16 protein-coding genes are annotated in these 22,547 nt (G+C 62.5%); 4 read left to right on the forward strand and 12 right to left on the reverse strand.

The genetic code is table 11. The features are described from left to right. On the forward strand, nucleotides 1–284 hold a 284-nt coding region (locus VJX68_RS18900), incomplete at its 5' end, for a DUF933 domain-containing protein (protein WP_324097289.1). Nucleotides 285–289: 5 nt separating this feature from the next. Here the strand turns inward: VJX68_RS18900 and VJX68_RS18905 are convergent. The 5 genes from VJX68_RS18905 to VJX68_RS18925 all read right to left on the reverse strand — a co-directional run bounded on the left by VJX68_RS18905 (nucleotide 290) and on the right by VJX68_RS18925 (nucleotide 8,435). Then, a complete protein-coding gene (locus VJX68_RS18905) occupies nucleotides 290–1,426 on the reverse strand; it encodes an amidohydrolase family protein (RefSeq protein ID WP_324097290.1) in 1,137 nt (378 codons plus the stop codon). Nucleotides 1,427–1,888: 462 nt separating this feature from the next. After that, a complete protein-coding gene (locus VJX68_RS18910) occupies nucleotides 1,889–3,181 on the reverse strand; it encodes a DUF1329 domain-containing protein (protein WP_324097291.1) in 1,293 nt (430 codons plus the stop codon). Between the two features lie 215 nt (nucleotides 3,182–3,396). Beyond that, nucleotides 3,397–4,701 carry a DUF1329 domain-containing protein gene (locus tag VJX68_RS18915; protein ID WP_324097292.1) on the reverse strand — a complete coding sequence of 435 codons (1,305 nt, stop codon included), beginning with the start codon at nucleotides 4,699–4,701 and terminating at the stop codon, nucleotides 3,397–3,399. Nucleotides 4,702–4,928: 227 nt separating this feature from the next. Then, a complete protein-coding gene (locus tag VJX68_RS18920; protein ID WP_324097293.1) occupies nucleotides 4,929–7,082 on the reverse strand; it encodes an ABC transporter permease in 2,154 nt (717 codons plus the stop codon). Nucleotides 7,083–7,211: 129 nt separating this feature from the next. After that, nucleotides 7,212–8,435 (reverse strand): efflux RND transporter periplasmic adaptor subunit, encoded by a 1,224-nt coding sequence (locus VJX68_RS18925; RefSeq protein ID WP_324097294.1) that lies wholly within the window; start codon nucleotides 8,433–8,435, stop codon nucleotides 7,212–7,214. Nucleotides 8,436–8,949: 514 nt separating this feature from the next. Here VJX68_RS18925 and VJX68_RS18930 point away from each other — a divergent pair. Next, nucleotides 8,950–10,140, forward strand: a complete 1,191-nt coding sequence (locus VJX68_RS18930) for a CaiB/BaiF CoA transferase family protein (RefSeq protein WP_324097295.1) — start codon at nucleotides 8,950–8,952, stop codon at nucleotides 10,138–10,140. A 77-nt stretch (nucleotides 10,141–10,217) separates the two neighbouring features. Here the strand turns inward: VJX68_RS18930 and VJX68_RS18935 are convergent, their stop codons facing one another. The 6 genes from VJX68_RS18935 to VJX68_RS18960 all read right to left on the reverse strand — a co-directional run bounded on the left by VJX68_RS18935 (nucleotide 10,218) and on the right by VJX68_RS18960 (nucleotide 16,798). Beyond that, nucleotides 10,218–10,559, reverse strand: a complete 342-nt coding sequence (locus tag VJX68_RS18935) for a DUF952 domain-containing protein (RefSeq protein WP_324097296.1) — start codon at nucleotides 10,557–10,559, stop codon at nucleotides 10,218–10,220. 315 nt (nucleotides 10,560–10,874) lie between these two features. Then, nucleotides 10,875–11,783 carry a ParB/RepB/Spo0J family partition protein gene (locus tag VJX68_RS18940; RefSeq protein ID WP_324097297.1) on the reverse strand — a complete coding sequence of 303 codons (909 nt, stop codon included), beginning with the start codon at nucleotides 11,781–11,783 and terminating at the stop codon, nucleotides 10,875–10,877. Between the two features lie 269 nt (nucleotides 11,784–12,052). Further along, complete coding sequence (locus VJX68_RS18945) at nucleotides 12,053–12,841, reverse strand: ParA family protein (protein ID WP_324097298.1); 789 nt, start codon at nucleotides 12,839–12,841, stop codon at nucleotides 12,053–12,055. Nucleotides 12,842–13,076: 235 nt separating this feature from the next. Next, nucleotides 13,077–13,832, reverse strand: a complete 756-nt coding sequence (gene rsmG, locus VJX68_RS18950) for a 16S rRNA (guanine(527)-N(7))-methyltransferase RsmG (RefSeq protein WP_324097299.1) — start codon at nucleotides 13,830–13,832, stop codon at nucleotides 13,077–13,079. Nucleotides 13,833–13,956: 124 nt separating this feature from the next. Further along, nucleotides 13,957–15,834: a tRNA uridine-5-carboxymethylaminomethyl(34) synthesis enzyme MnmG gene (mnmG, locus tag VJX68_RS18955; protein ID WP_324097300.1), complete on the reverse strand. Its 1,878-nt coding sequence runs from the start codon at nucleotides 15,832–15,834 to the stop codon at nucleotides 13,957–13,959. 154 nt (nucleotides 15,835–15,988) lie between these two features. Then, nucleotides 15,989–16,798, reverse strand: coding sequence for a Smr/MutS family protein (locus tag VJX68_RS18960; protein WP_324097301.1), 810 nt, complete (start codon nucleotides 16,796–16,798; stop codon nucleotides 15,989–15,991). A 200-nt stretch (nucleotides 16,799–16,998) separates the two neighbouring features. Here VJX68_RS18960 and VJX68_RS18965 point away from each other — a divergent pair, with 200 nt between their 5' ends. Continuing rightward, nucleotides 16,999–19,539, forward strand: a complete 2,541-nt coding sequence (locus VJX68_RS18965) for an AsmA family protein (protein WP_324097302.1) — start codon at nucleotides 16,999–17,001, stop codon at nucleotides 19,537–19,539. A gap of 47 nt (nucleotides 19,540–19,586) precedes the next feature. Continuing rightward, entirely contained in the window at nucleotides 19,587–20,111 is a 525-nt protein-coding gene (locus VJX68_RS18970; RefSeq protein WP_349255940.1) for a GNAT family N-acetyltransferase, read from the forward strand. A gap of 35 nt (nucleotides 20,112–20,146) precedes the next feature. Here the strand turns inward: VJX68_RS18970 and VJX68_RS18975 are convergent, their stop codons facing one another. Then, complete coding sequence (locus VJX68_RS18975) at nucleotides 20,147–22,480, reverse strand: endonuclease MutS2 (RefSeq protein WP_324097304.1); 2,334 nt, start codon at nucleotides 22,478–22,480, stop codon at nucleotides 20,147–20,149. Between the last annotated feature and the right edge of the window lie 67 nt (nucleotides 22,481–22,547).

Raw genomic sequence — 22,547 nt, forward strand, 5'->3', positions numbered from 1 at the left:
TCGGCGCGCTCTACAGTCATCTCGGGCTTATCACTTTCTACACCGCCGGCGAGCCCGAGGCGCATGCATGGCCGCTGCGCCGCGGCGAATCGGCGCTCGCCGCCGCCGCCGTGATCCACACCGATATCGCGCGCGGATTCATCCGCGCCGAAGTTGTCAGCTACGAGGATTTTGCCATCCACAAGTCCGACGCGAAGGTCAAAGAGGCCGGCAAGCTCCGGCTCGAGGGCCGCGACTACGTGATGCGCGACGGCGACATGATTCACATCCGCTTCAAGGTGTGATTCGGCTACGCCTCGATGCGCCGGAAAAAGCGCAGTGCGTTGTCGGCGAGGATCGCGCGCTTCTCGTCGCCGGACAAGCGCGGATTGTTCACCACGATTTCTGCGGCGTCAGGAAACTCGGCGTCGAAATGCGGATAGTCAGACGCCCACATCAGGCGCGGCACTCCGATGAGACGCGTCGCCTCGGGCAGCATCGTCTCGTCGGGGTCGAACGTGAAAAAGCATCGCTCTCCGCGCATGTGCTCGGACGGCTTGCGCGTCAGATGCGGCGTGTGCCGCGCGAAGTGCTTGTAATGTCCGTCCATCCGCTCGGCCCACCACGGCACCCACGAGATTCCGCCTTCGAAAAATCCGAGCCTGAGCGTCGGATAGCGTTCGAACAGTCCGCCGCCGACCGCCGCCGCCATCACGCGCATCTGATGCCAGACGTGCCCGGTCAGATGCATCATGAACATGTTGTTGCCGACGTCCTCACGCCCGGGCGCGAACGGCGGACGGTCGGTGCCGCCGTGAAAGCAAATCGGCAGGTCCGCTTCCTGCGCAGCTCGGTACAGCGGATCGAAGTACGGATGGTCGGGGAGCATGCCGTCGAGATTGCCGAAGGTCATGATGCCGACCGCCCACGGTTCGCGCGCAAGATACGCGACCTCCGCAACGCATCGCTCCATCTCGCGCTGCGGAACTATCCCGACCGCTTTGATCCGCGCCGGAAACGCGCCGCAATACTCGCCGACCCATCGGTTGTAAGCGCGCGCGAGTGCGGCCTCCATCGCGGGATCGCTCGCGGCGCACACCGAAGTCGCGACGGTCGCAAAGCAGACCGCAACGTCGATCCCCTCCTTGTCCATATCGCGGATGCGCTCGGCCGGATCGTAGCCGCCCGCGGGCGAAGCCAGTGGATGGTTGCGGCCGGAAGGCAGCTTGCCGAGGCCGGGAACTTCGCTCGCCTCGCCGAGCGGGCGTTCCGCCGAGCGCCACTTCGGATATAGCGCGGGAACGATTCCCAGGTTGCCGGCGCCGAGCCGCGACAGCAGAGCGTCCGCGGCGGCGCGGAATTCTGGATCGATGTGCGTCGAGTAGAGCGATGCCGGTTCGGTGACGTGACCGTCCGCGTCAATGATTTTGAATCCTGCCAGTGCCATTGCTCGAATTGCGCCGATTGTGGTGGAGGACGGCGAGCGGTGTCAACGCGAGCGACGCAGACGCCTGCGCGGCGGGCGGCAGGGCTGACTCCTGCACCCCGTGTTAGGAAAATCGCGAAACCGCGCGGACGCGCTTTCGCTCTCAGGTTCGGGAAGATCGTGCGAGATGCGAGCTGCTTCTGTGAGGCCGGAAAAAGTTGCCGGCGCAGAAACGACTCGTTGGACCTGCGAGGCGCATCCGCGCCGGCTTCGGACACGGGACCTTATTTAGACGCTCGCGCGTGGTATCCAAGAACCAATCACGCGATACGCGACAGAATATATGCCGCGGCGTGTCCCATGTAAACGACCCCCGGTATGGACCTGTGGATAGTCGAGAAAACGCAAGCGCGGAGCCCGCGGCCATCCGCCGCTATGCTCCGCGCCTGTTTCACAAATCAATCAGGCTGGTAAAGCAGGCGCTTAAGGAGCCGCAGCCACCATCGACTTCACCGTGCAGAAGTCCTTGTCGATTGCGCCCATGTTGATGTACCAACATTCGCGCTCGGGCGTGTGCTGACCGGGCAGGTAACACATCGTCGAGAAGTTCCCCTGCGTGTCGATCGACGCCGCACCCACCACGAACTCCCGCTTGAACGGATAGATCGCAACCCGCGCATCCGGCACCGGGCGATCACGATAGGCCAGCCAGTAGATATGCGTGCGCCACAAACGACCCTTCTGGTCGTAGGTGTCGACGTACGGCTCGAACCATACTTCGGCGTCCAGGTAGATGTCGGTCAGCTTGTCGAGCGCACCGCCGTTGTTTTCGCGGCGCGGTGTCGCCTCGACGATGTACATGTGGCGCAGTTCCCAAGCCTCCGGGCACGCGGTCGCACCGCCGTCGTAGGGACAGGTCTCTTCGGGCGAATGCTCTGCGTGCACCGTCGCGAGCATCAGCTTGTCGCCGAGGAATCTGTAGTTGTACTGCTCGGTCTTGGGGTTGAAACCCGAATAGTGATCGGGATCGTAGCTCTGCGCACCGGTGGCGCTGGAGAGAATCGACTCGCTCAGGCGACGGACACGACGCGTGCCGGGAGTCCAATCCCAACTGTCGTCGCCGCGGTTCGGATCCGCGTAGCGATAGCGGATCAGTCCGGTTCCTCGCGCCTCCTGCGGCGCAAGCACCGGGTACAAGGCGAACAGCCACAGGCGCCCCGACTCCTTGAAGTCCGTATCCACCGGCAGCGGCTCGACCTCGGTTCGTCCGACGAGGTTGTATCCGGCGTAATGACCGACCTCGATGTCATCGACCACGCGCTGGTCCTGGCCCGGACGAACGTACTCGCTCTGGCAATCGTAAAAGCGCAGATCGTAGTCATCGCTCGAGATTGGCCGGAACACATTGTTCCAGATTATTTTCGTCCCCACGTAGGGATCGTTCGGGTCGATCAACGGAAACGGCTGCCCGGCAACGTAGCCGACCATGCTGCGATGATCGTTGGTGAGCCGGACCTGCTGCGCATACTTTTCCGTTGCGTCCCTGTATGGCGGCGGCCAGTCGACCCGTTCCGTCGGGACGATATCCATCCGCATTCCATGAGTAGCCGCATAGTAGATCCCGGGCGAAACCAGGTCTTTGATCTGCGCCGCGTTTGAAGGAGCTATGACGTCGCCAGGCTTCACCGTCGCACTAGCTGAAGCCGCGATAAGACATAACGCAATCGCCAGCGTCCCCACGCTCAGCATTCTGTTCCCCAAAGCATGCTTGACCATTAGGCGGACCTCCTTTCGTCATTAGCGACTCCAATTCTGGGTCGCTAAATTTTTCGGAGTCAAGTATCTACGCCGTTATATCATCAAATTGTTCCTTAATTCTACATATTGACGGTCTCGGCGCAAAAAAAGCGCGGGGCGGCGCGGCCATTACGCCGCATCGCCCCGCCGAGCTATTGGGGGACTTAAGTCCCTGATTTATCTGGCTAACTCGCCTACGGAGCCGCCTTCACCATCGACTGGGTGGTGAAGAAATCCTTGTCCACCGCGCCCATGTTGATGTACCAGCATTCGCGCTCTGGCGTCGCCTGCCCCGGCAAGTAACACATTGTCGCGAAACCCGACTGCACGTCATAGCGGGCAGAGCCCACGATGAACTCGCGCTTGAAGGGATAGATCGCCACCTTCGCGTCGGGTACCGGGCGGTCGCGGTACGCTGCCCAGAAGATATTGGTGCGCCACAGCGCGCCCTTCTGGTCGTATCCATCCACGTACGGCTCGAACCAAACTTCCGAGTCCATGTACACGACGGTGTCCTTGTCCAGCACGTTGCCCGCCTGGCTAAGCGTGCGATCGGGCGTCGCCTCGACCACGTACATGTGCCGCATCTCCCAATCCTCGGGGCACGCTGACGCGCCGCCGTCAGTCGGGCAGGTCACCTCGGGTGAATGCCTCGCGTGAACCACGGCGAGCATCTCTTTCTCGCCCAGGAACTTGTAGTTGTATTCTTCAGTCTTCGGATTGAATCCCGAATAGTGATCGGGGTCGAAGCTCTGCGCTCCGGTCGCGCTGCTGTTTAGCGTCTCGTTCAGGCGCCGCACGCGACGGCTGCCCGGAGTCCACGACCAGGTGTCGTCACCCTGCTTGGGCGACGCGTAGCGATAACGAATCAGGCCCTGGCCCCGCGCTTCCTGCGGCGCCAGCAGCGGGTACAGGCCGAACAGCCACAGGCGCCCCGTCTTCTTGAAGTCGGGATCGACCGGCAGCGGCTCTACTTCCGTGCGCCCCACCAGGTCGTAGCCGGCGTAATGGCCTACCTGGATGTCGTTGATGACTTTCTGCTCGTGACCCGGATTGACGTACTCAATCTGGCAATCGAAAAAGCGCAGATCGTAGTCGTCGGTGCTGATCGGGCGGAACACGTTGTTCCACATGATCTTGGTCGCGACTTGCGGGTCATTGGTATCGATCAGCGGGAAGGGCTGGCCTGCGACGTAGCCGACCAGCGAGCGATGGTCGTCAGTCAGGCGCACTTGCGATGAATACTTCTCGGTCGCGTCCTTGTACGGCGGCGGCCAATCGATGCGCTCGGCGGGCACGATATCCATCTGCATTCCGTGCGTCACCATGTAGTAAACGCCCGGCGACACAAGGTCTTTGACCTGCGCCGCGTTCTGCGGGGTGATGACATCTCCGGGCTTAACTCCAGCCCGGGCGGTGGCGGCGAACAAACCGATGCTCATGACGAGCGCGCCGACACCCGCGACTTTCCAAACCATGCGGGTACTACGGGAAAACATACTCGGGCAACCTCCTGGCGACTGCGGAAAGGCAGGCCTACAGAATTGTAACTATCAGCGCATCACATAAGTTCCGGGCAGACAAGGGCCAAATATTACTTTTACTTCACGCGTAATCAGTGAACATTAAACAAATTAATGCAAAGAACCAATGTCGTTAATGAGCTAAGTGTTTGATTTTCCGCCAGAAAAGTACGACTTCGAGGGGTGAAAGGAGCAGGACTGAACTATTCGTAGCGTAGAGCGTCGATCGGATGCAGCAGACTCGCCTTGCGCGCGGGATAGTAGCCGAAGAACACTCCCACCGCTGCCGAAAAGATAAAACCGCCCACCACTGCAACCGGTGAAACCAGCGTCGGCCATTCCGCCAGCGCCGAAATCAGCTTCGACACGAGTATTCCCAGCACTATCCCCGCGAACCCGCCCATCACCGATAGCAGCATCGCCTCGACCAGGAACTGCAGCATGATGTGGATCCGTCGCGCGCCGATCGCCATGCGGATTCCAATCTCGCGCGTCCGCTCCGTCACCGACACCAGCATGATGTTCATGATGCCGATGCCGCCGACCAGCAGCGAAATCGACGCCACCGCCAGCAGCAGCATCGTCATCACCTGTGTGGCGCTCTCGGACGCCGCAGCTAGCTCGCTGAGATTGCGCACCGTGAAGTCGTCATCCTGTTTCGCCTGGATGTGGTGACGCTCGTGCAGCTCGCGCGTGATTTGTGCGACCGCGTTGTCAACCTGGTCGGAGCTGCTTGCCTTGATGTACATCGTATTCACGACACCAGTGATTTTAGGCGCACCCCCGTATGCGCTGGTCGCCTCAGTGCTTGAGCTGTATACCGAATTGGTCGTCGGCACCGACGCGTAAGGATTGGTGGCGCTCGCAGTCGCTACCGCCGCGGGCGACGATTGCGCCACCGGCGCCGACACGCCCAGCACTTTGCGCTCGGCCGTGTTGAACGGCACGATCACCACGTCGTCCTGGTCCTGCCCGTAACTCGACTGTCCCTTGACCGCGAGCACGCCGATCACTTTCATCGGGAAGTTCTTCACGCGGATCGTCGCGCCGACCGGATTCTGTCCCTCGCCGAACAGGTTATTCACAACCGTCTGTCCGAGCAGGCATACCGCCGCGCCCGCCTTTTCCTCGGAGTCGGTGAAGATGCGCCCGATCGACGGCGGCCAGTCGCGAATCGCAAAATAATTCGACGTCGTGCCCTGGATGTTGGTGCTCCAGTTGCGATTTCCCGCGACCACCTGCGCCACCTGCCGATCCATGTACGTCACCAGCGCGACCGGCCCGCCACCATGCGCAATCGCCATTGCGTCGCCGACCGTCAGCGTCGAATTGGTACCCAGCCCCGCGCGCACGCCGTTCGCCGTCGTCGCGCCCGGCAGCACCACCAGCAGGTTGGTGCCGAGGCTATTTATCTGCGCCTCCACCGACGACTTCGCCCCGTCGCCGACCGCGACCATCGTGATCACTGCCGCGACGCCGATGAAAATACCTAGCATCGTGAGCGCCGCGCGCAGCTTGTTGCGCCTGATTGCGCGGCCCGCCGCGACCACCGCCATGCTCGCGAAGGTCCACGCTTCGTCGACGATCGACGGTGCCTGCTGCTTCGGTGCGACTGTCGATGCCGCCGCTGTATCAGCCGCTTTGACCGCGGCTGCTTCGCGCTCGGCGGCGCCCTCTTTGCGCGTGTCCGAGATAATCACGCCGTCGCGAAACGTGACGATCCGGTCCGCGTACGCCGCGACGTCCGGATCGTGCGTCACCACAATCACCGTGATTCCCTGCTGGCGATTGAGCTTGGTGAGCACGTCCATTATCTCGGCCGAGTTGGTCGAGTCGAGATTTCCGGTCGGCTCGTCGGCCAGCAGTATCGAGGGGCGATTCACCAGCGCGCGCGCTATCGCCACCCGCTGCTGCTGCCCGCCCGAGAGCTGATTCGGATGGCTCTGCTCGCGGCCCGCCAGCCCGACCAGTTTCACCAGGTCGGCGGCACGACTCTCTCCGTCTGCCGTCCACGCCGAGTAGAACAGCGGCAGCTCGACGTTCTCCAGCGTCGAGGTCCGGGAGAGCAGATTGAAGTTTTGAAAAACGAACCCGATTCGACGGCTGCGGATCGTCGCCAACTCCGACTCGTTCAGTTGCGCGACATCCTCGCCCTCCAGGATGTACCGTCCGCCGGTTGGCCGATCGAGGCATCCCAGCATATTCATCAGCGTCGATTTGCCCGACCCCGACGCCCCCATCACCGCGACGAACTCGCCGCGCTCGATCGTCAGGTTCACGCCGCGCAGCGCATGAACCTCGATGTCGCCAAGCACGTAGGTCTTGGTCATATCGACCAGTTGAATAACGATATTCATGGAGTTCTTGCCCTCTCCCTGCTAGGGAGAGGATCGAAGGTGAGGGTCCTTATACAGCGCGCATTTTTCGCGCGCGATTCAACATTCTGCCTCTGCTCTGACGGTCCGCCAAGGTTCTGCAGAGCTCTCCTAATGCGGCAGGTGCATCGTCCCGGTCATCGGGCTGCCGCCGGCGCCGCTGGTGCGCGACCCCGAGCCATGCGCCGCCGCGCTGCGAACTTCATCCGTCACCACGCGATCGCCCGCGTGCAGGTCGCCCTCGGCGACTTCGACCCAGCTTCCGTCGCTGAGCCCAGTAGTAATAGTGACCGGCGTCACGTTGCGGCCGTCGAGGACCCAGACCCGGGTCTGGCGCCCCGGCGCTCCATCAATCGCCGCGGAATCTGCCGGCGGCTGCCCCGGCGGCGCAAAGCGCAGCGCGTCGATCGGCACGCGCACCACGTTGGGCTTCGACGCAGTCACCACGTTGACATTCGCCGTCATGCCCGGTTTCAGCAGCAGCTCGGGATTTTCCACGCTCACCACCACGTCGTAAGTCACGACGTTCTGCACCGTGATCGGCGCCTGCCGGACCTGCGCAACCACGCCCTCGAAATCACGGTCGGGAAACGCATCCACCCGGAACGTCGCCTTCTGCCCTTCCTTCACGTAGCCGATGTCGGACTCGCTGACGTTCGAATCCACCTGCATCTTGGTCAGGTCCTTGGCGATCAGAAACAACGTCGGCGTCTGGAAGCTCGCCGCCACCGTCTGTCCCACGTCGACGTTGCGCGAAACCACGGTGCCGTCAACCGGCGACACGATATTGGTGTAGTTCAGGTTGACCTCGGCCGCTTTGACGTTGGCCGTCTGCTGCTGGATATTCGCCCGGTCGAGCTTGACCTGAGCGACGTCCATCTGCCACGCGCTGTAAGCCGAATCCACCGTGTCCTTCGAAACCGCGTCGGCCTTGTACAGCGCCAGGTTGCGCTCGTAGGTGACTTTCTTGTAGGCGAGGTCGGCCTCGTCCTTGCCCAGTTGCGCCTGCGAGTTCGCCAGCGTCGCCCGCGCGATATCGACCGTCACTTGGTAGGTGCTCGGGTCGATTTTCGCGATCAGCTGGCCCTTCGTCACCGGCGCGTTGTAGTCCTTATAGATGGCGATAATCGGTCCCGACACGTAAGTCCCGAGTTGCACCGTGATGACAGGATTCACCGTCCCGGTCGCCGTAACCGAGCGCACGATCGGCCCTTCGGTGACCTTGGCGCTCACGATTCTTGTCCCGGATGAGCTGGGCGCAAAGAAATACCAGCCGCCAACGATTGCGACCAGGACAATCGCAAGCATCCACGCGCTCTTCTTCGAAAACCTCATAGCCGGTGCCCAATTATCGTCCCGTCATTGCCAGGTTTCCATAGACTCTGCCTCATAGACGTACCCCCGCCCCCGAGGTTTCGCCCCGAAAAAACCTTTGCACAAACCGCCGCGCCTTCTTTCTGTCCCCTCTCCCGGTAAGCGACAGAGGTAGGACGGAATTCATTCCGTCAACCTAGGATGTAGCGTTCCGCGCCACTGCTTACCCGCCTCGCCCGCTTAGTTGCGAGGCCGCGCCAACGGCGCGGGTGAGGGGGATTACAGCCCCCGCGCGATTCAAGATTCTGCCTCCGTTCCGACCGCGCGCCGCCGGTTCCGGTTTCCGGTCGCTGCACTCATTTGTCATCCTTGTATGTCGTCAATGAAGCGGAATTGAATGGAGCGGACAATTGCGGGCGGGAGACCGATGTCATTCGCGGAAAGGAGTAGGTTCCTGCGACGCGGCAACGACTCCTGCCGCATCGCAACTTCGCCGACTTGAGCAAAATCCCACGACCAGACTAACGTGACCCTCATGCCCCAATCACAACCCCCGCCACTGGCCGGAATCAAAGTCGTCGATCTCACCCGCTACCTCGCCGGTCCCTTCTGCACGCAAATCCTTGGCGACTACGGCGCCGAAATCCTCAAAATCGAACCGGTCGAAAATCCCCGCGGCGAACTCGGCGACGGCAAAGGTCCCGATACCTACTTCTTCCTCTCCACCAACCGCTCCAAAAAAAGTATCCGCCTCGCGATCAAAAAACCCGAGGGCCGCGAAATCCTGATGCGCCTGCTCGACGCCGCCGACGTCGTCGTCGACAACTTTCGCCCCGGCGTCATGCAAGCGCTCGGGCTCGATTACGCAACGCTCGCGGGGCGCAATCCGCGCATCATCACCTGCTCCATCTCCGGCTTCGGCTCGAGCGGCCCCCTGCGCGATTTCCCCGGCTTCGATCAAATCGCGCAGGGGATGTCGGGTCTGATGAGCGTGACGGGCACCGTCGAGAGCGGGCCGACCCGCGTCGGCATCGCAATCTGCGATCTGCTCGGCGGAATTTTCTCCGCGCAGGGAATCCTGCTCGCGCTCGAAGCGCGCCATCGCGACGGTCGCGGCCAGCGCGTCGAGACCTCGCTGCTCGAGTCCATCGTCAGCATCCTGACCTGGTCGGCGGGAATCTATTTCGAAACCGGCGTGACGCCCGCGCCCGCCGGCAACAATCATCCGCTGTCGTCGCCGCACGGCGTCTTCAAGGCGTCCGACCGCCCGTTCAACATCGCATGCGGCAACGAGGCGATGTGGCAAAAGTTCGTCCGCGTGCTCGGCCGCCCCGAACTGGCCGACGACGAACGATTCAAAAGCAGCGGCCGCCGCATAAAAAATCGCGCCGCCCTCACCGAAGAAATAAATCGCGCACTAGCCCCGCATCCAGCCGAGCATTGGATTGAAGTGCTGAACCGCGAAGGCATCCCGTCGGGCCCCATTCTCACTATCGAAGAAATGTTCAAGCACCCGCAAACCGCCGCCCGCGAGATGCTCCTGAAGCTGCCGCATCCGGAACTCGGCGAGTACCTGACAACGGGATTGGCCGCCAAGCTGGAATCGACGCCCGGAAAGATCACGCGCCCACCGCTGGTAGGCGAGCACACCGACGCAGTACTCGCAGCGCACGGCTACACGGCGGATGATCTGAAGCGCCTGCGCACCGACGCCGTCATTGCCTGATGAGCGACCAGCAACATGGGTAACACTTCAGACCGGCAACCTACTGGCGTGACTGTCCTGAGCGAAGCCGAAGGAGGTCACCCCCGCCGAAACGATCCATCTGCCTCGCACGGCAACTCGACCACCCGCACCACCGCATCGACATCCAACTCGCCATACAGATGAGGAAACAACTCGCCCGCCACCTCACCGTGCTCGCCCGTCGGCTCCTCAAACTTCAACATGGCTTTCAACCGCGACCCATCGATACACAAAACAACGAGATCGTCCTGCCCGCGATAAAACCTGTTAGCCGTGTCGATCATCTGCGCTAGCGTAGAGCAATGAACAAACCCGTCCGTGCACAAACTAGCCGGCGCATAACTCCCCCGCGCAACTGCAAGCTCCCACTCACCCCGCTTGACGATATGAACGATCATATTCCCCACCCCTCGATCAAATTCCGAACCGCTCGCGATTTACCGCTGGTGTCATAAAAAGTGTCTCAGCGTCGAAAAAGATCCGGGGTCCCTCGGCTTCGCTCGGGATGACACAAAAAAGGGACGACACAGAAGAACTACGAAACGAGCGGACGAGCGGACGACCGGACACGTCTTCCCTAAACCAATTCTAACAGGGACGCAGTCCCGCATCCTTTCTCTTCTTAACACTGGGTGCAGAGGTCACCCCTGCCCAGGGAAGTGTGAAACCCAGGAGGGGTTTCACTTTAAATGAAGTGATCTACCCTTCCCCGCTCACGCGCGCATCGACGCGCGCGAGTTGCCCAGCAGCATCTCCGCGACCGCCGTCAGATCGTTATCGTCGTAGTAGTCGATTTCGATTCTTCCGGGGCTGCGGCCGCGGCGCTTGAAAATTCTGACCTTGCGCTTGAGCGCGCGTTGCAGGCCCTCGGCCAGTGCGTTCAGATTAGCGTCGGCGGCGGAGCGGGCGGCGGCGGTTTTTGTGCGCGGGCGATTCGCCGTCGCCATTTCTTCGGCGCCGCGCGCCGAGATTCCGACCGCCGCGATTCTTCGCGCCGCCGATAGTTGCGCCTCGGGTTTAAGACCCAGCAGCGGCCGCGCTTGTCCTGCGTTGAGCTCTCCCTTCGCGATCATATTCAATATCGGTTGCGGCAGTTCGAGCAATCGAATCGAGTTGCTGACGTAGGGACGGCTCTTGCCGACGCGCGCCGCGATTTCGTCCTGGGTCAGTTCGAAATGATCGACCAGCCGGAAAAACGCGAGCCCTTCTTCCACCGCGTTCAGATCCTCGCGCACGATATTCTCGACCAGCGACATCTCCAGCGCCGCGCGATCGTCGAGCTCGCGCACCACGACCGGGACCGCTTCGAGACCCGCCGCGCGCGCCGCCCGCAGCCGCCGCTCGCCCGCAATCAGCTCGTAGCGCGGCCCGTCGGCGTCGGGCGCGTCGATTCGCCGCACGATCAGCGGCTCGATAATCCCCTGGCTCTGGATCGCGCGCGTAAGTTCGGCCAGCCGCTCCTTGTCGAAATTTATCCGCGGCTGAAACTCACCCGCCGTGATACTCCCGACCGGCGCCATCCTGAATTGCGCCTCGCTACTATCTTCGACGCCAGTTTCAATTCCCGCCGCCGCGTTGCCGATCAGCGCATCGAGCCCGCGTCCCAATGGTTTCCGTATCATGATGGTAGTCCTTCGTGTGATTTTGATCGTGATCGCCACTCATTCAGCATTGCGCTTGAAACGGGGAACTTAACCCCTAACCCCTTCCCGCGCGGGAAGCGGAACCGGTCGCGGAAAGAGCTCAGGCGTAAACTCCGCCCCACATCTCCGATCCTCCCGATTGAGAGCGAAGGGTTGTCCTCAACATTTCGCGCTTATCACCGGGTGCAGGGGTCACCCCTGCCCAAGGAGGCGTGGAACCCACCGCGGGTTCCACTACGATTAAGTTCCTAAGTTCCACTCCCCTCCCCGCGCGCGATAACCTCCGTGGCGAGTGCGCGATAGCCTTCGGCGCCGGCTGACTTCGGGCCGTATTCGATCACGGACAGTCCATGACTCGGGCTTTCGGACATCCGCACGCTGCGTGGAATCACGCTGCGAAAAACCTTTTCAGGAAAATGCCTTCTGACTTCGTCGGAGATTTCGTGGCTGAGCCGATTGCGCGAGTCGAACATCGTCAGCACCATTCCTTCGAGCTCGAGTGCCGGCCTCAGCGCCGCCTTGACCTTGCTGATCGTGCCGAGCAGAGCGCTCAGACCCTCGAGCGCATAGTACTCGCACTGCATCGGCACCAGCACGGAATCCGCCGCCACGAGCGCATTCAATGTAAGAATCCCTAGCGACGGCGGCGTATCGATTAGAACATAGTTATATTCCGTTCGGATCGGCTCCAGGAGCGCTCGCAAGCGTCGCTCGCGACCCTCCATCGTCACCAGCTCGATCTCGGCGCCAACCAGGTCATCGCCCGCCGGCGCCAGCGACAATGTCGGCCGCACCTGCCTCAGGATCTCCGCAATCGCAAGTCCCCCGACCAGCGCCTGGTAGATAGTTTTACCCTCGCGACGAGCGGCGCCGACGTCCTCTGGCGTGCTGATACCGGAAGTGGCGTTGCCCTGCGGGTCGAGGTCAACGAGCAGGACGCGCCGACCCGTATCGGCCAACGCTACCGCGAGATTGATCGCCGTCGTAGTCTTGCCGACGCCGCCTTTCTGATTGGCTATTGCGATTACCCGCCCCACGACCAGCCACCTCAACCGAGCGCTGCGGACGTTTCACGTGAAACATTCCCGCCCCCAAATCATTAAATCCCCGCGATCGCAAAAGATCAAATCGCGCGATCAGATTCGTACAAGTGCTTGAATTTATTGAATTTTCGCGATCGAACGTTTCACGTGAAACATTCCTCAAACGCGGAGGAGAGCTCTTTCCCGTTCACTGGGTGCAGGGATCACCCCTGCTTTCACGTGAAACGTTTTAGCGGCGGGTCCAGGTCGCGATTGCGCGGCGCATCAGCTGCTTGCCGTGGCGCAAATCATATCCCGAGATGACCCCGTCGAAGAGCCCCGCCGCAGCCGCTTTGGCTTTAGCTGCATCGTCGAACTTCTGCTCGGCGCTGACGTAGAGCATTAGCACGCCTTCGCGATGCAACCCGCGGCCCGCGATCTCGAATAGCGCGGGCAGATCTCCGACCGCCCGCGACGTGATCAGGTCGAACTGATCACGCAATTCGAGCGACTCCGACCGCATGCATTCAATGCGAACGTTCTTAAGGCCCATCTCGATCACCGCCTCGCTCAGATACGTCGCGCGCTTGCGCCGCGCCTCGACCAGAGTCACCTGCGCGCTGATCGCCGCCGCAATCACCAGCCCGGGAAAGCCGGCGCCGCTGCCAATATCCAGGATGCGATGTGTGCGGTCGAGGCGAAGGATCTTTGACCGCGATGCGATCGAAACGGGGATAATACTGTCGAAGACGTGAAAGACGATCTCGTCTGGGTTCCGCGGATGCGCTGTGAGATTAATCTTCGGCCCCCACACGGCGAGCGTCGCCGCCATCCGTTCGATCCGCCCAAGGAACTCATGGGTGTTGGCGACCACCCCAAGCGGCGCGATCGCCGGCGCGAGCTGCGCCCGCACCTTGGCGGCAATCTGCTCCGGCGTCAGAATCTTCTTCTTGGGCGATACCTTCGATGCTCGCTTCGGTGCCTTAACCTTTGTCTTATGTTTCACGTGAAACGTCCACCGCAAAATGTTAAGTATCTGATTTTATTGAATAATCATACAAAAACGTTTCACGTGAAACGTTCCTGAACAGCTCATTCCGATTTACAGGTTGCAGGGGGTCCAACCCTGCTCAAATTGCGCGGGCGTTGCGGTCCCGGCGACTCTTTATATGCACCGCGAGGATCGAGATTGCCGCCGGAGTGATACCCGGCATCCGCGCCGCCTGCCCCAACGATCGGGGCCGCACCGCGGTCAACCGCTCCGAAACCTCGGTCGAAAGCCCCATCACGCCCTTGAAGTCCACCCAGTCCGGAATCGTCGTGTCCTCCAGCCGCGCGAACCGCTCGACCGCTTCCGCCTGCCGCCGAACGTAGCCCTCGTACTTTATCTCGGTCTCGAGCTCCGCGGCTTCGTCGAGGTTCAGCGCCGACGCCATCCCGCTCATCTTGATCAAAGCGTCGTAGCCGATTTCGGGTCGCTTCAGCAGCTCGATCGCGCGCACCGGCTGCGCGATTGGCGTCGAGCCATGCGCCTCGATCGCCGCATTAACCTCGTCGGACGCCGGTATCAGCGCCGACTTGAGGCGTTCGATCTCGGCGCGCACCGCTTCGGTCTTGGCGCGGACGCGCGCGCCCGCCGACTCGTCGAGCAATCCCAGCCGCTCGCCAATCGGCGACAGCCGCCGGTCCGCATTATCCTCGCGCAGCAGCAGTCGGTACTCGGCGCGCGAGGTGAACATCCGGTACGGCTCGCCGCCAATCCCGCGCGTCACCAGGTCGTCGATCATCACGCCGATATACGCCTGGTCGCGCCGCAGGATCAGCGCCGGCTCGCCGCGGACCTTGAGCGCCGCGTTGATTCCCGCGATCAAACCCTGCGCGCCCGCCTCCTCATAGCCAGTCGTCCCGTTGATCTGTCCGGCGAAGAAGAGCCCGGTGATCAGTTTCGTCTCCAGCGACGGCGTCAGTTGCGTGGGGTCTGAAAAATCGTACTCGATCGCGTAGCCGGGGCGCATTATCTCGGCCCGCTCGAGCCCGGCGATCGAACGCACCATCGCGAGCTGCACGTCGAGCGGCAAGCTGGTGGACAGGCCGTTGGGATAGATCTCGACGGTGTCGCGGCCCTCGGGCTCGAGGAAAACCTGATGGCGCTCCTTGTCGCCGAAGCGCATCACCTTGTCCTCGACCGACGGGCAATAGCGGGGGCCCTTGCTCCGGATCACGCCGGAGTACATCGGCGAGCGGTCGATCCCGCCGCGGATTATCTCGTGCGTGCGCGCGTTGGTGAACGTCAGGTGGCAGGGAATCTGCGCTTGCGCGATCCGCGCGGTGCGGAACGAGAACGGCGGCGGCGGCTCGTCACCCGGCTGGATCTCCAACGCGGAGTAGTCGATCGTGCGCCCGTCGAGTCGCGGGCAGGTGCCGGTCTTCAGCCGGCCGATTCGAAAACCCAGCTGCGCGAGATGCTCGCTGAGGCCCATCGCGGCGAAATCGCCGGCGCGTCCCGCGGAATAATTCTGCAGACCGATATGGACGAGGCCCTTCAGGAACGTGCCGGTCGTGAGGATAACCGTCGGCGCCTCGAAGACCTCGCCGATCTGCGACTCGACGCCGCGCACGGCGCCGTCCTCGACGATCAGCCGCTCGACGCTCGCCTGCCGTACTTGCAAGTTCGCCGTTCGCTCGAGCACGCGCTTGCTGCGCGCGCGGTACGCGGCCTTATCGGACTGCGCGCGGCGTGCGCGCACCGCCGGGCCCTTGCGCGTGTTCAGAAATCGAAACTGGATTCCAGTCTCGTCGGCCACCAAGCCCATCTCGCCGCCGAGCGCGTCGATCTCGCGGACCAGGTGGCCCTTGCCGATCCCGCCGATCGCCGGGTTGCACGACATCTGGCCGATATGGTCGAGGTTGAGCGTGAGCATCAGCGCGCTCGCGCCCATCCGCCCCGCGGCGAGTGCGGCTTCGATCCCGGCGTGGCCGGCGCCGACGATGATGACGTCGTAGTTCATGGCGAAGCAGCGATTATGGCCCGCCTCGGAGAGTCGCGCAAAGAGCCGGCTGCCACCATTCGTTCAGAATCTTCAACTACAGTAGGAGGCTCAAGTTATGTGAAACCCGCGGGGTTTCACGCTTCCTTCGGCAGGGGTGACCCCTGCACCAGTGTTAAGACATTCGGTGCTTGGCGCCTTGGAGGATGTCGAAGGGGGCGCGGCTTTTTTCGCGCTTCAACAGTACGTAGGTTGCGCCTGCCCCGCCGTCGGCGGCGCGCGCAGTCGCGAAGGCCAGCACGTGGCCGCCGATCGCTCCATGCGAGAGCCATCCCGCCGACGCGTGCTTGAGCACCGAATGCCCGCCGGGACTCCGCAGGCCGCGCCCGTGCACGACCAGCACCGTGCGCAGGCCTTTGCGCACCGACGCGATGATAAACTCCTTGAGCGCTTCCTTGGCGGCGCCCTGGATCATGCCGTGCATATCGAAATGCGCCTGCACCGCGAACTCGCCGCGGCGAAGCTGCAAGACCAGGCGCGGGTCCAGCCCGACGCGGTAGCCCTCGACATATTCGTCGGACTCGGTGATGTCGAATGGCGCCTGTCCCGATACGAGGTCCGAGAGTTGCGCGATTACCTCGGCGTCCTCGTCGACAATCGTGTGCGTCACTGGTGGGTCGAGTGGGATGCGCGCGCGCGCGATACCGTTGCGATGGATCGGGCGCACGCCCTCGAGTGCGTGTCGCAGAAAGGACTCATCGTCGAGCAGTTCCGCAACGGGCGGCGGGGGCGCGGACTTTTGCACGACCGGCGCCGCGACCTTCGGCTTGCCCGGCGGTAGCGACTTCGGAACTACGCGCTCGCGCTCGGCGAGCATCTTCCTCAGATCCTTGAATGGCGACGCGAAGACCCGCTCGGGCGCGGGCGGGGCTTTTCGTTCGCAGTCCTTTTCGTCGAGGCGGCCATGCTTTCGCTTTTTTGCCATCGGAAAGGGCTCGCGGTTCCGGATCAGTGCGCGGTGAGACAGACTACGCCGAGGACCCAGCGCGGTTCAAACCGCGCGGCGGTCCGCAAGAGAGCGGAAGATAAAATCGCGGGCGAAAATGGTGCGCATCTCGCGCGCATCGACTACACTTGCCACGTGTCGCGAACTAGTTCGAGAGTTGCTGATGTGAGGGTCTCCATATGCGTCGTGTCATCGTAATCGCCGCCGCAATTGTCGGAGCCGTCGTGATTTTCGCGGGCGCGATCCTCTTCTATGCCGCGACCAACTTGAACTCGATCATCGCCGAGCGCCGCCAGACCATCCTCGACAAGGTCAGCACCGCGCTTGGCCGCCAGGTTCACGCCGACGACATCAAGGTGAGCCTGGGCTGGGGAATTTTGGCCGACGTGACGGGCGTGCAGGTGGCGGACGACCCCGACATCTCGAAGAAGCCGTTCATCGAGGCGAGCAACGTTTATACGCGGCTGCAACTGATGCCGCTGCTGGCGCGCCGGATCGAAGTGACCGAAGTCGTGCTCGACAAGCCGGTGATCAGAATCATTCAGACTCGCGACGGTACCTTCAACGTCTCGACCCTCGGCCGGAAAAAAGTCCACACCGAAGTGGAATCGCAACAAGGCGAAGGTGAGGGCGGTGGGGGCGCGAACGAAGAATCGCCGATGGCGGAAGCGGGCAAAGCGCCGGCGACGCTGGGCTCGCTGCTCGTGCAGAATTTCTCGATCAACGACGGCACTCTGACCTACGAGACGGAGGGCGCAGCGCAGGGCGCCACGGTCAACGCCATCAACCTCAAGCTGCGCGATTTCGTTTTCAACGCGCCGTTCACGGTCGCAGTCACCTTCGCCGCGCTCAGCGACCAGCGGAACTTCGATTTTTCGGCGACGATTGGCCCGCTGATCAACAACGGGGTTATCGATATCGACGCGATCCCGCTCACAGGCACGGCCAAGGTCGGCCCGATTCAACTGTCGCAGCTCGCGACGATCCCGATGATCGCGAAATCGATCCCGCCGAAACTTTCGATTTCCGGCCCGTTCGGCTTCGACGCCACCGCCGACGGCACCGTGCAATCGATTAAATTCAGCTTCACCAGTGATTTGAGCGCGCCCGCGATCGCCTTTGACGACACCTTCAACAAGCCCGCCGGCGATCCGCTGAAGATATCGGCCGAGGGGACGAGGACCGGCTCAACCGTCGGAGTGACGGTCGCCAGCGTCACGCTCGGCGACCTCGAAGCGAAGGCGGCGAATATCAAGCTAGGCGGCGGCACGACCGCCGCGCATATCGATACCAACAGCTTCGATCTCGCCGCGCTCGCCAGGATGATCCCCGCGCTCGGCAAGTACAACCTCGCGGGCAAGACCGAGATTCATACGGACGCGACGCTCGAGCGCGGCAAGGTGTCGGCCGACGGCACGGTCGCGCTGGCGGGGGTCGGATTGTCGATGCCCGAGCAGAAGGCGCCGCCGCTGAGCAATATCAGCGGTGACATCAAGCTCGCGGGCACCAGCGCCGATATCGGACCGTTGACCTTCAACCTGGGGCCGCAGCAGGCGACATTGAAGTCGCACGTCGATCAGTTTCAGCCGCTGGTCATGAGCTACGAACTGAACGAGGCCTCGGTGCGCCTTGCGGACCTGGTGCCCTCGCGGCCGCCCGACGAAGTGATCAACCAGCTCTTCGCCAAGGGCGCAGTCTCGGGTGCGCCCGGGCAGGACCTGGATATCGAGACCGATCTGACGTCGCCGTCGGGCAACCTGGCCAACGTGCCATACCAAAACCTGAACCTGTCGCTGTCTCTTGCGGGCAAAGGCGCGCGAGTGACCGTGCTCAAGCTGAAGGCGTTTTCGGGGGACATCGTGGCGACGGGAAGCACGCGGCTGGAGGCGTCGGCGCCGATGCAGGCGTCGATCAGTTTCACCAATCTCGATGTGCAGCAGGCGCTCGAGTCGCAAAAGTCCAAGGCCGCGGGGACGGTGCGCGGTTCGCTCGGCGGGAATATCAACGTCAGCGGGACGACCGGCAGCTTCGACGAGATGAAGCCGACGCTGCGGGGCAACGGCAAGCTGACTCTGGTCAACGGCAAGCTGGTGGGCGTGAACGTCGGCGGGCAGGCGCTTAGGAAGGTGCAGAACCTGCCGGCGATCGGAAACCTGGTGCCGGATGCGGTCGTCAAGAACCATCCCGAGCTGTTCGCCAACCCCGACACGGACATCCAGCTCGCGAGCCTGAACTTCGTGCTCGAAGGTCCGCGAATCACGTCGCACGACATCACGGCGCAGACGGTGGACTACGATCTGCTGGGCGACGGATGGTTCGACATGGACAAGAATATCGACCTGGCGGCGCGAATCGTGCTGTCGCCGCAATTCAGCAAGGAACTGATCGAGCAGAAGAAGGAAGTCGCGTACATCGCGAACAAGGACGGACAGATCGACATCCCGCTGCAAGTCGTCGGGCAATTGCCCAAGCCGCAGGTGCTGCCCAACGTGACCGAGCTTGCGCAGCGCGCGGCGAATCACGCGGTGCAAGCGCAGGGACAGAAATACCTCGGCAAAGTTTTCGGCAAGAAGGGATTGCCGGGAGGATTGAGCAAGTTTCTCGGCGGCGACTCGGGCGGCGGCGCCGGCTCTGGCGGCGGCGGATCGGGCAGCACCAACGGAGGCGGGAACTCCAATCCTCCACCGAATCCGCTGGATCAGTTGAAGAAGTTATTTTAGCGCGATCTACCGCGACGGCGCGTCGGGCCGCGGAGAGGTCATCTGTGATAACCGGCAGGAAACTGCTCCGGGAAGAAATCGAGCAAGTCTGGAATATCGACCGGAGTGAGGTGATAGACAACGTCTATCATCTTGAGAGCGGAACCCTGGTGCTCAGGCCACAATACTTCGAGGTGCCCGGCTGGCCACCGGGAGAAGCAGAGAAATACACGCCGATCCTGCTGGACTGCTTCGACCGGGGCGGATGGTTCCATGGTGCATTCGATCACGCCGCACTCATTGGAGTAGTCGTCCTGGAAAACAAGTGTATCGGCAAGCACAACGATCGACTCCAGCTCAAGTTCCTTCACGTGAGCATCGCGTACCGAAACAGAGGATTGGGCACGCAGCTATTTGAACTAGCCAAGACCACCGCGCGCGCGAGGCGAGCCACGAGGCTGTACATATCGGCAACGCCTTCCGAGAACACTATTAACTTCTACCTGCGGTTAGGTTGTGCGATTGCGGAAGAGCCTGACCTGGAGCTGCTCGAGCTTGAACCTGAGGACATTCACCTTGAATGTGAGGTGTGATGTGTCGGGCAGGATGGCGCGCCTTAGACCGTCCGCTACAAATTCATCTGCACGATGGTGGCGCCGGCGCCGCCGTGATGGGGTTCGGCAGCGCGGAACGATGCGCAGTATGGAGAGGTGCCGAGGTATTCGGCCACGGCTTTGCGCAGCGCACCGGAGCCTATGCCGTGGACGATTCGCACCTCGGCGCGATTGGTCAGGAACGCGGTATCGAGAAATTCTTCGAGCTTGCGCAGCGCGTCCGTCGTGCGCATTCCGATCAGGTTCAACTCGTTGCCCTCGCCGCTCTCAACGCTGAAAGTGACGGTCGCCGATTTCGGCACGGGGCGGTTTTCGGCGACACTTGCCGACGATCTGCGCAGGCGCTCGGGCGCGACCTCGATCCTCAGGCCGCCGCGGCTGATCACGGCGCGTCCCGCCTCGAGCACGATCAGTTCGCCGTGGATGTCGCCGACCTGGACGGTGTCGCCGACCTTGAGCGGCGCTTCGGACTCCGATGCAACGTCGGGGGCCGGCGCGAGGCTTTCGAGTTTTGCCGCAGCTTTGGTGATGAAGCCCTTCAGGTCGGTGCGCGATTTCGTGCGGGTCTTCAACTCGTCCATGAGCGCGGCGCCGTCGCGTCTTAGCTCTTCGATCAGCTCGGCGACTTCTGCGCGCAGCCGCTTGCGATCCGCCTCGGCACGCGCGTGAGCTTTTTCAGCGCGTTGAAGGACGTCTTGCTCGATCTGAGCCAGGTTGAGTTCGCGCTCGCGCAATTTTTCGAGCTGCACATTCAGTTTGGCGCGCTCGGAGTCGAGTCTTTTCAGCGAGTCGGTCAGCTCGATAGTACCGGTGCCCATCGACTGTTCGGCCGCACGAATAATTTCCTCGGGCAGCCCGAGCCGGCGCGCGACCGCAAGTCCGTAACTCTGCCCGATCGTGTGCGGCTTCAGCCGATATAGCGGCGCGAGGTGCTCGGCGTCGAAATCCACCGCGGCGGCCTCGAACCCAGCCTGCGAGTATGCGTGCAGCTTCACGGCGGTCGAATGCGTCGCGATCGCGAGCATGCAGCGCCGCATCCCAAGATGATTCATCAGGCCGATCGCGAGCGCCGCGCCCTCGGCGGGGTCGGTGCCGGCGCCGGGCTCGTCGAGAATCACGAGCGCAGGCTCGACCAGGGAGCGGATTATGTCGGACAGGTTGGCGATGTGCCCCGAGAAACTCGACAGGTTGGATTCGATCGATTGTTCGTCGCCAATGTCGGCGAACACGCTGCGAAACACCGTCGCCTTGCTGCCGGCGAGCGCGGGAATCAGCATCCCCGCCTGCGCCATCAGCGACAGCAGCCCCACGGTTTTGAGCGCGACGGTTTTGCCGCCGGTGTTCGGACCCGAGATCACGATGCCGCGCTGGCCGGCGCCGATCTTCACGTCGATCGGAATCACGTCGCGGCCGCTGGTCATGAGCAGCGGATGCCGCGCGCCAATAAAATCGATTCCCTCGTCGACGAGCTGCGGCTCGACGCATCGAAAGCGCTCGGCGAAAAGCGCGCGCGCGTTTAGCGCGTCGAGCGCTACCATCGCGTCGAAGGTGAGCTGCAACTCGGGCGCGTATCCGCCGACCATCGCTGTCAGCCGCGCGAGGATTCGCGTTTCTTCGGCCTCGGCTTCGCGCTCGAGCATCATCAGCCGATTGTTCAGCTCGACCGCCCACATCGGTTCGACGAACAGCGTCTCGCCCGAAACGCTGCGGTCCTGCACGATGCCCTCGAAGCGTTCAGAGTAGTTCAGCTTCATCGGCAGCACGAAGCGGCGATTGCGAATCGTCACGATGAAATCGGAGACGAACGACTCCATGCCCGGCGCGTTGAGCGAGCGGAGCAGGCGCGCCTCGAGATCGGCGCGCTCGTCGCGCAGCCGGCTGCGAAAGCGCTTCAGCTCGGGGCTCGCGTCGTCGAGGAGTGTGCTGTCGTCGGCCAGCGCACCGAGCATCGCGTCGGCGAGTTCCTTCGGCGCGAGCAGGTTCCGCACGAACGCCGCGACATGGGGGAAGCGTTCGACGCGCGAGCGCAGAAATCCGCTGACGTGGCGCGAGCCGACGATAAAGTCGCGCACCTTCACCAGCGCTTCGCCACCGAGGATCGCACCGGCGCGCGCGGCGGCGAGCAGGTACGGGCGCTGGTCGGTGAACTCGTTTATCGGGATCGAGCCGGCGTGCGAGCGCAGCTCGACCATCTCGGCGGTCGTGGTAAGGCGGCGTTGCACTTCGGCGGTGTCGAGCGACGGGCGCAACTCGGCGGTGGCCGCGCGTCCCGGCTCGGAGGCGCAACGCTCCATGACGAGGTGAATCACCTTGTCGAATTCGAGAGCTTTCAGATCGCGTTCGCGCATCGCTAATATCCAGCCAGCTTTCTAATATTTAGCCCAACGTCGGGCCGCAGGCATCAAGGATTCCAAC

Origin of the sequence: Binatus sp. (SeqCode), from assembly GCF_035272065.1 — a bacterium.
GTDB lineage: Bacteria > Desulfobacterota > Binatia > Binatales > Binataceae > Binatus.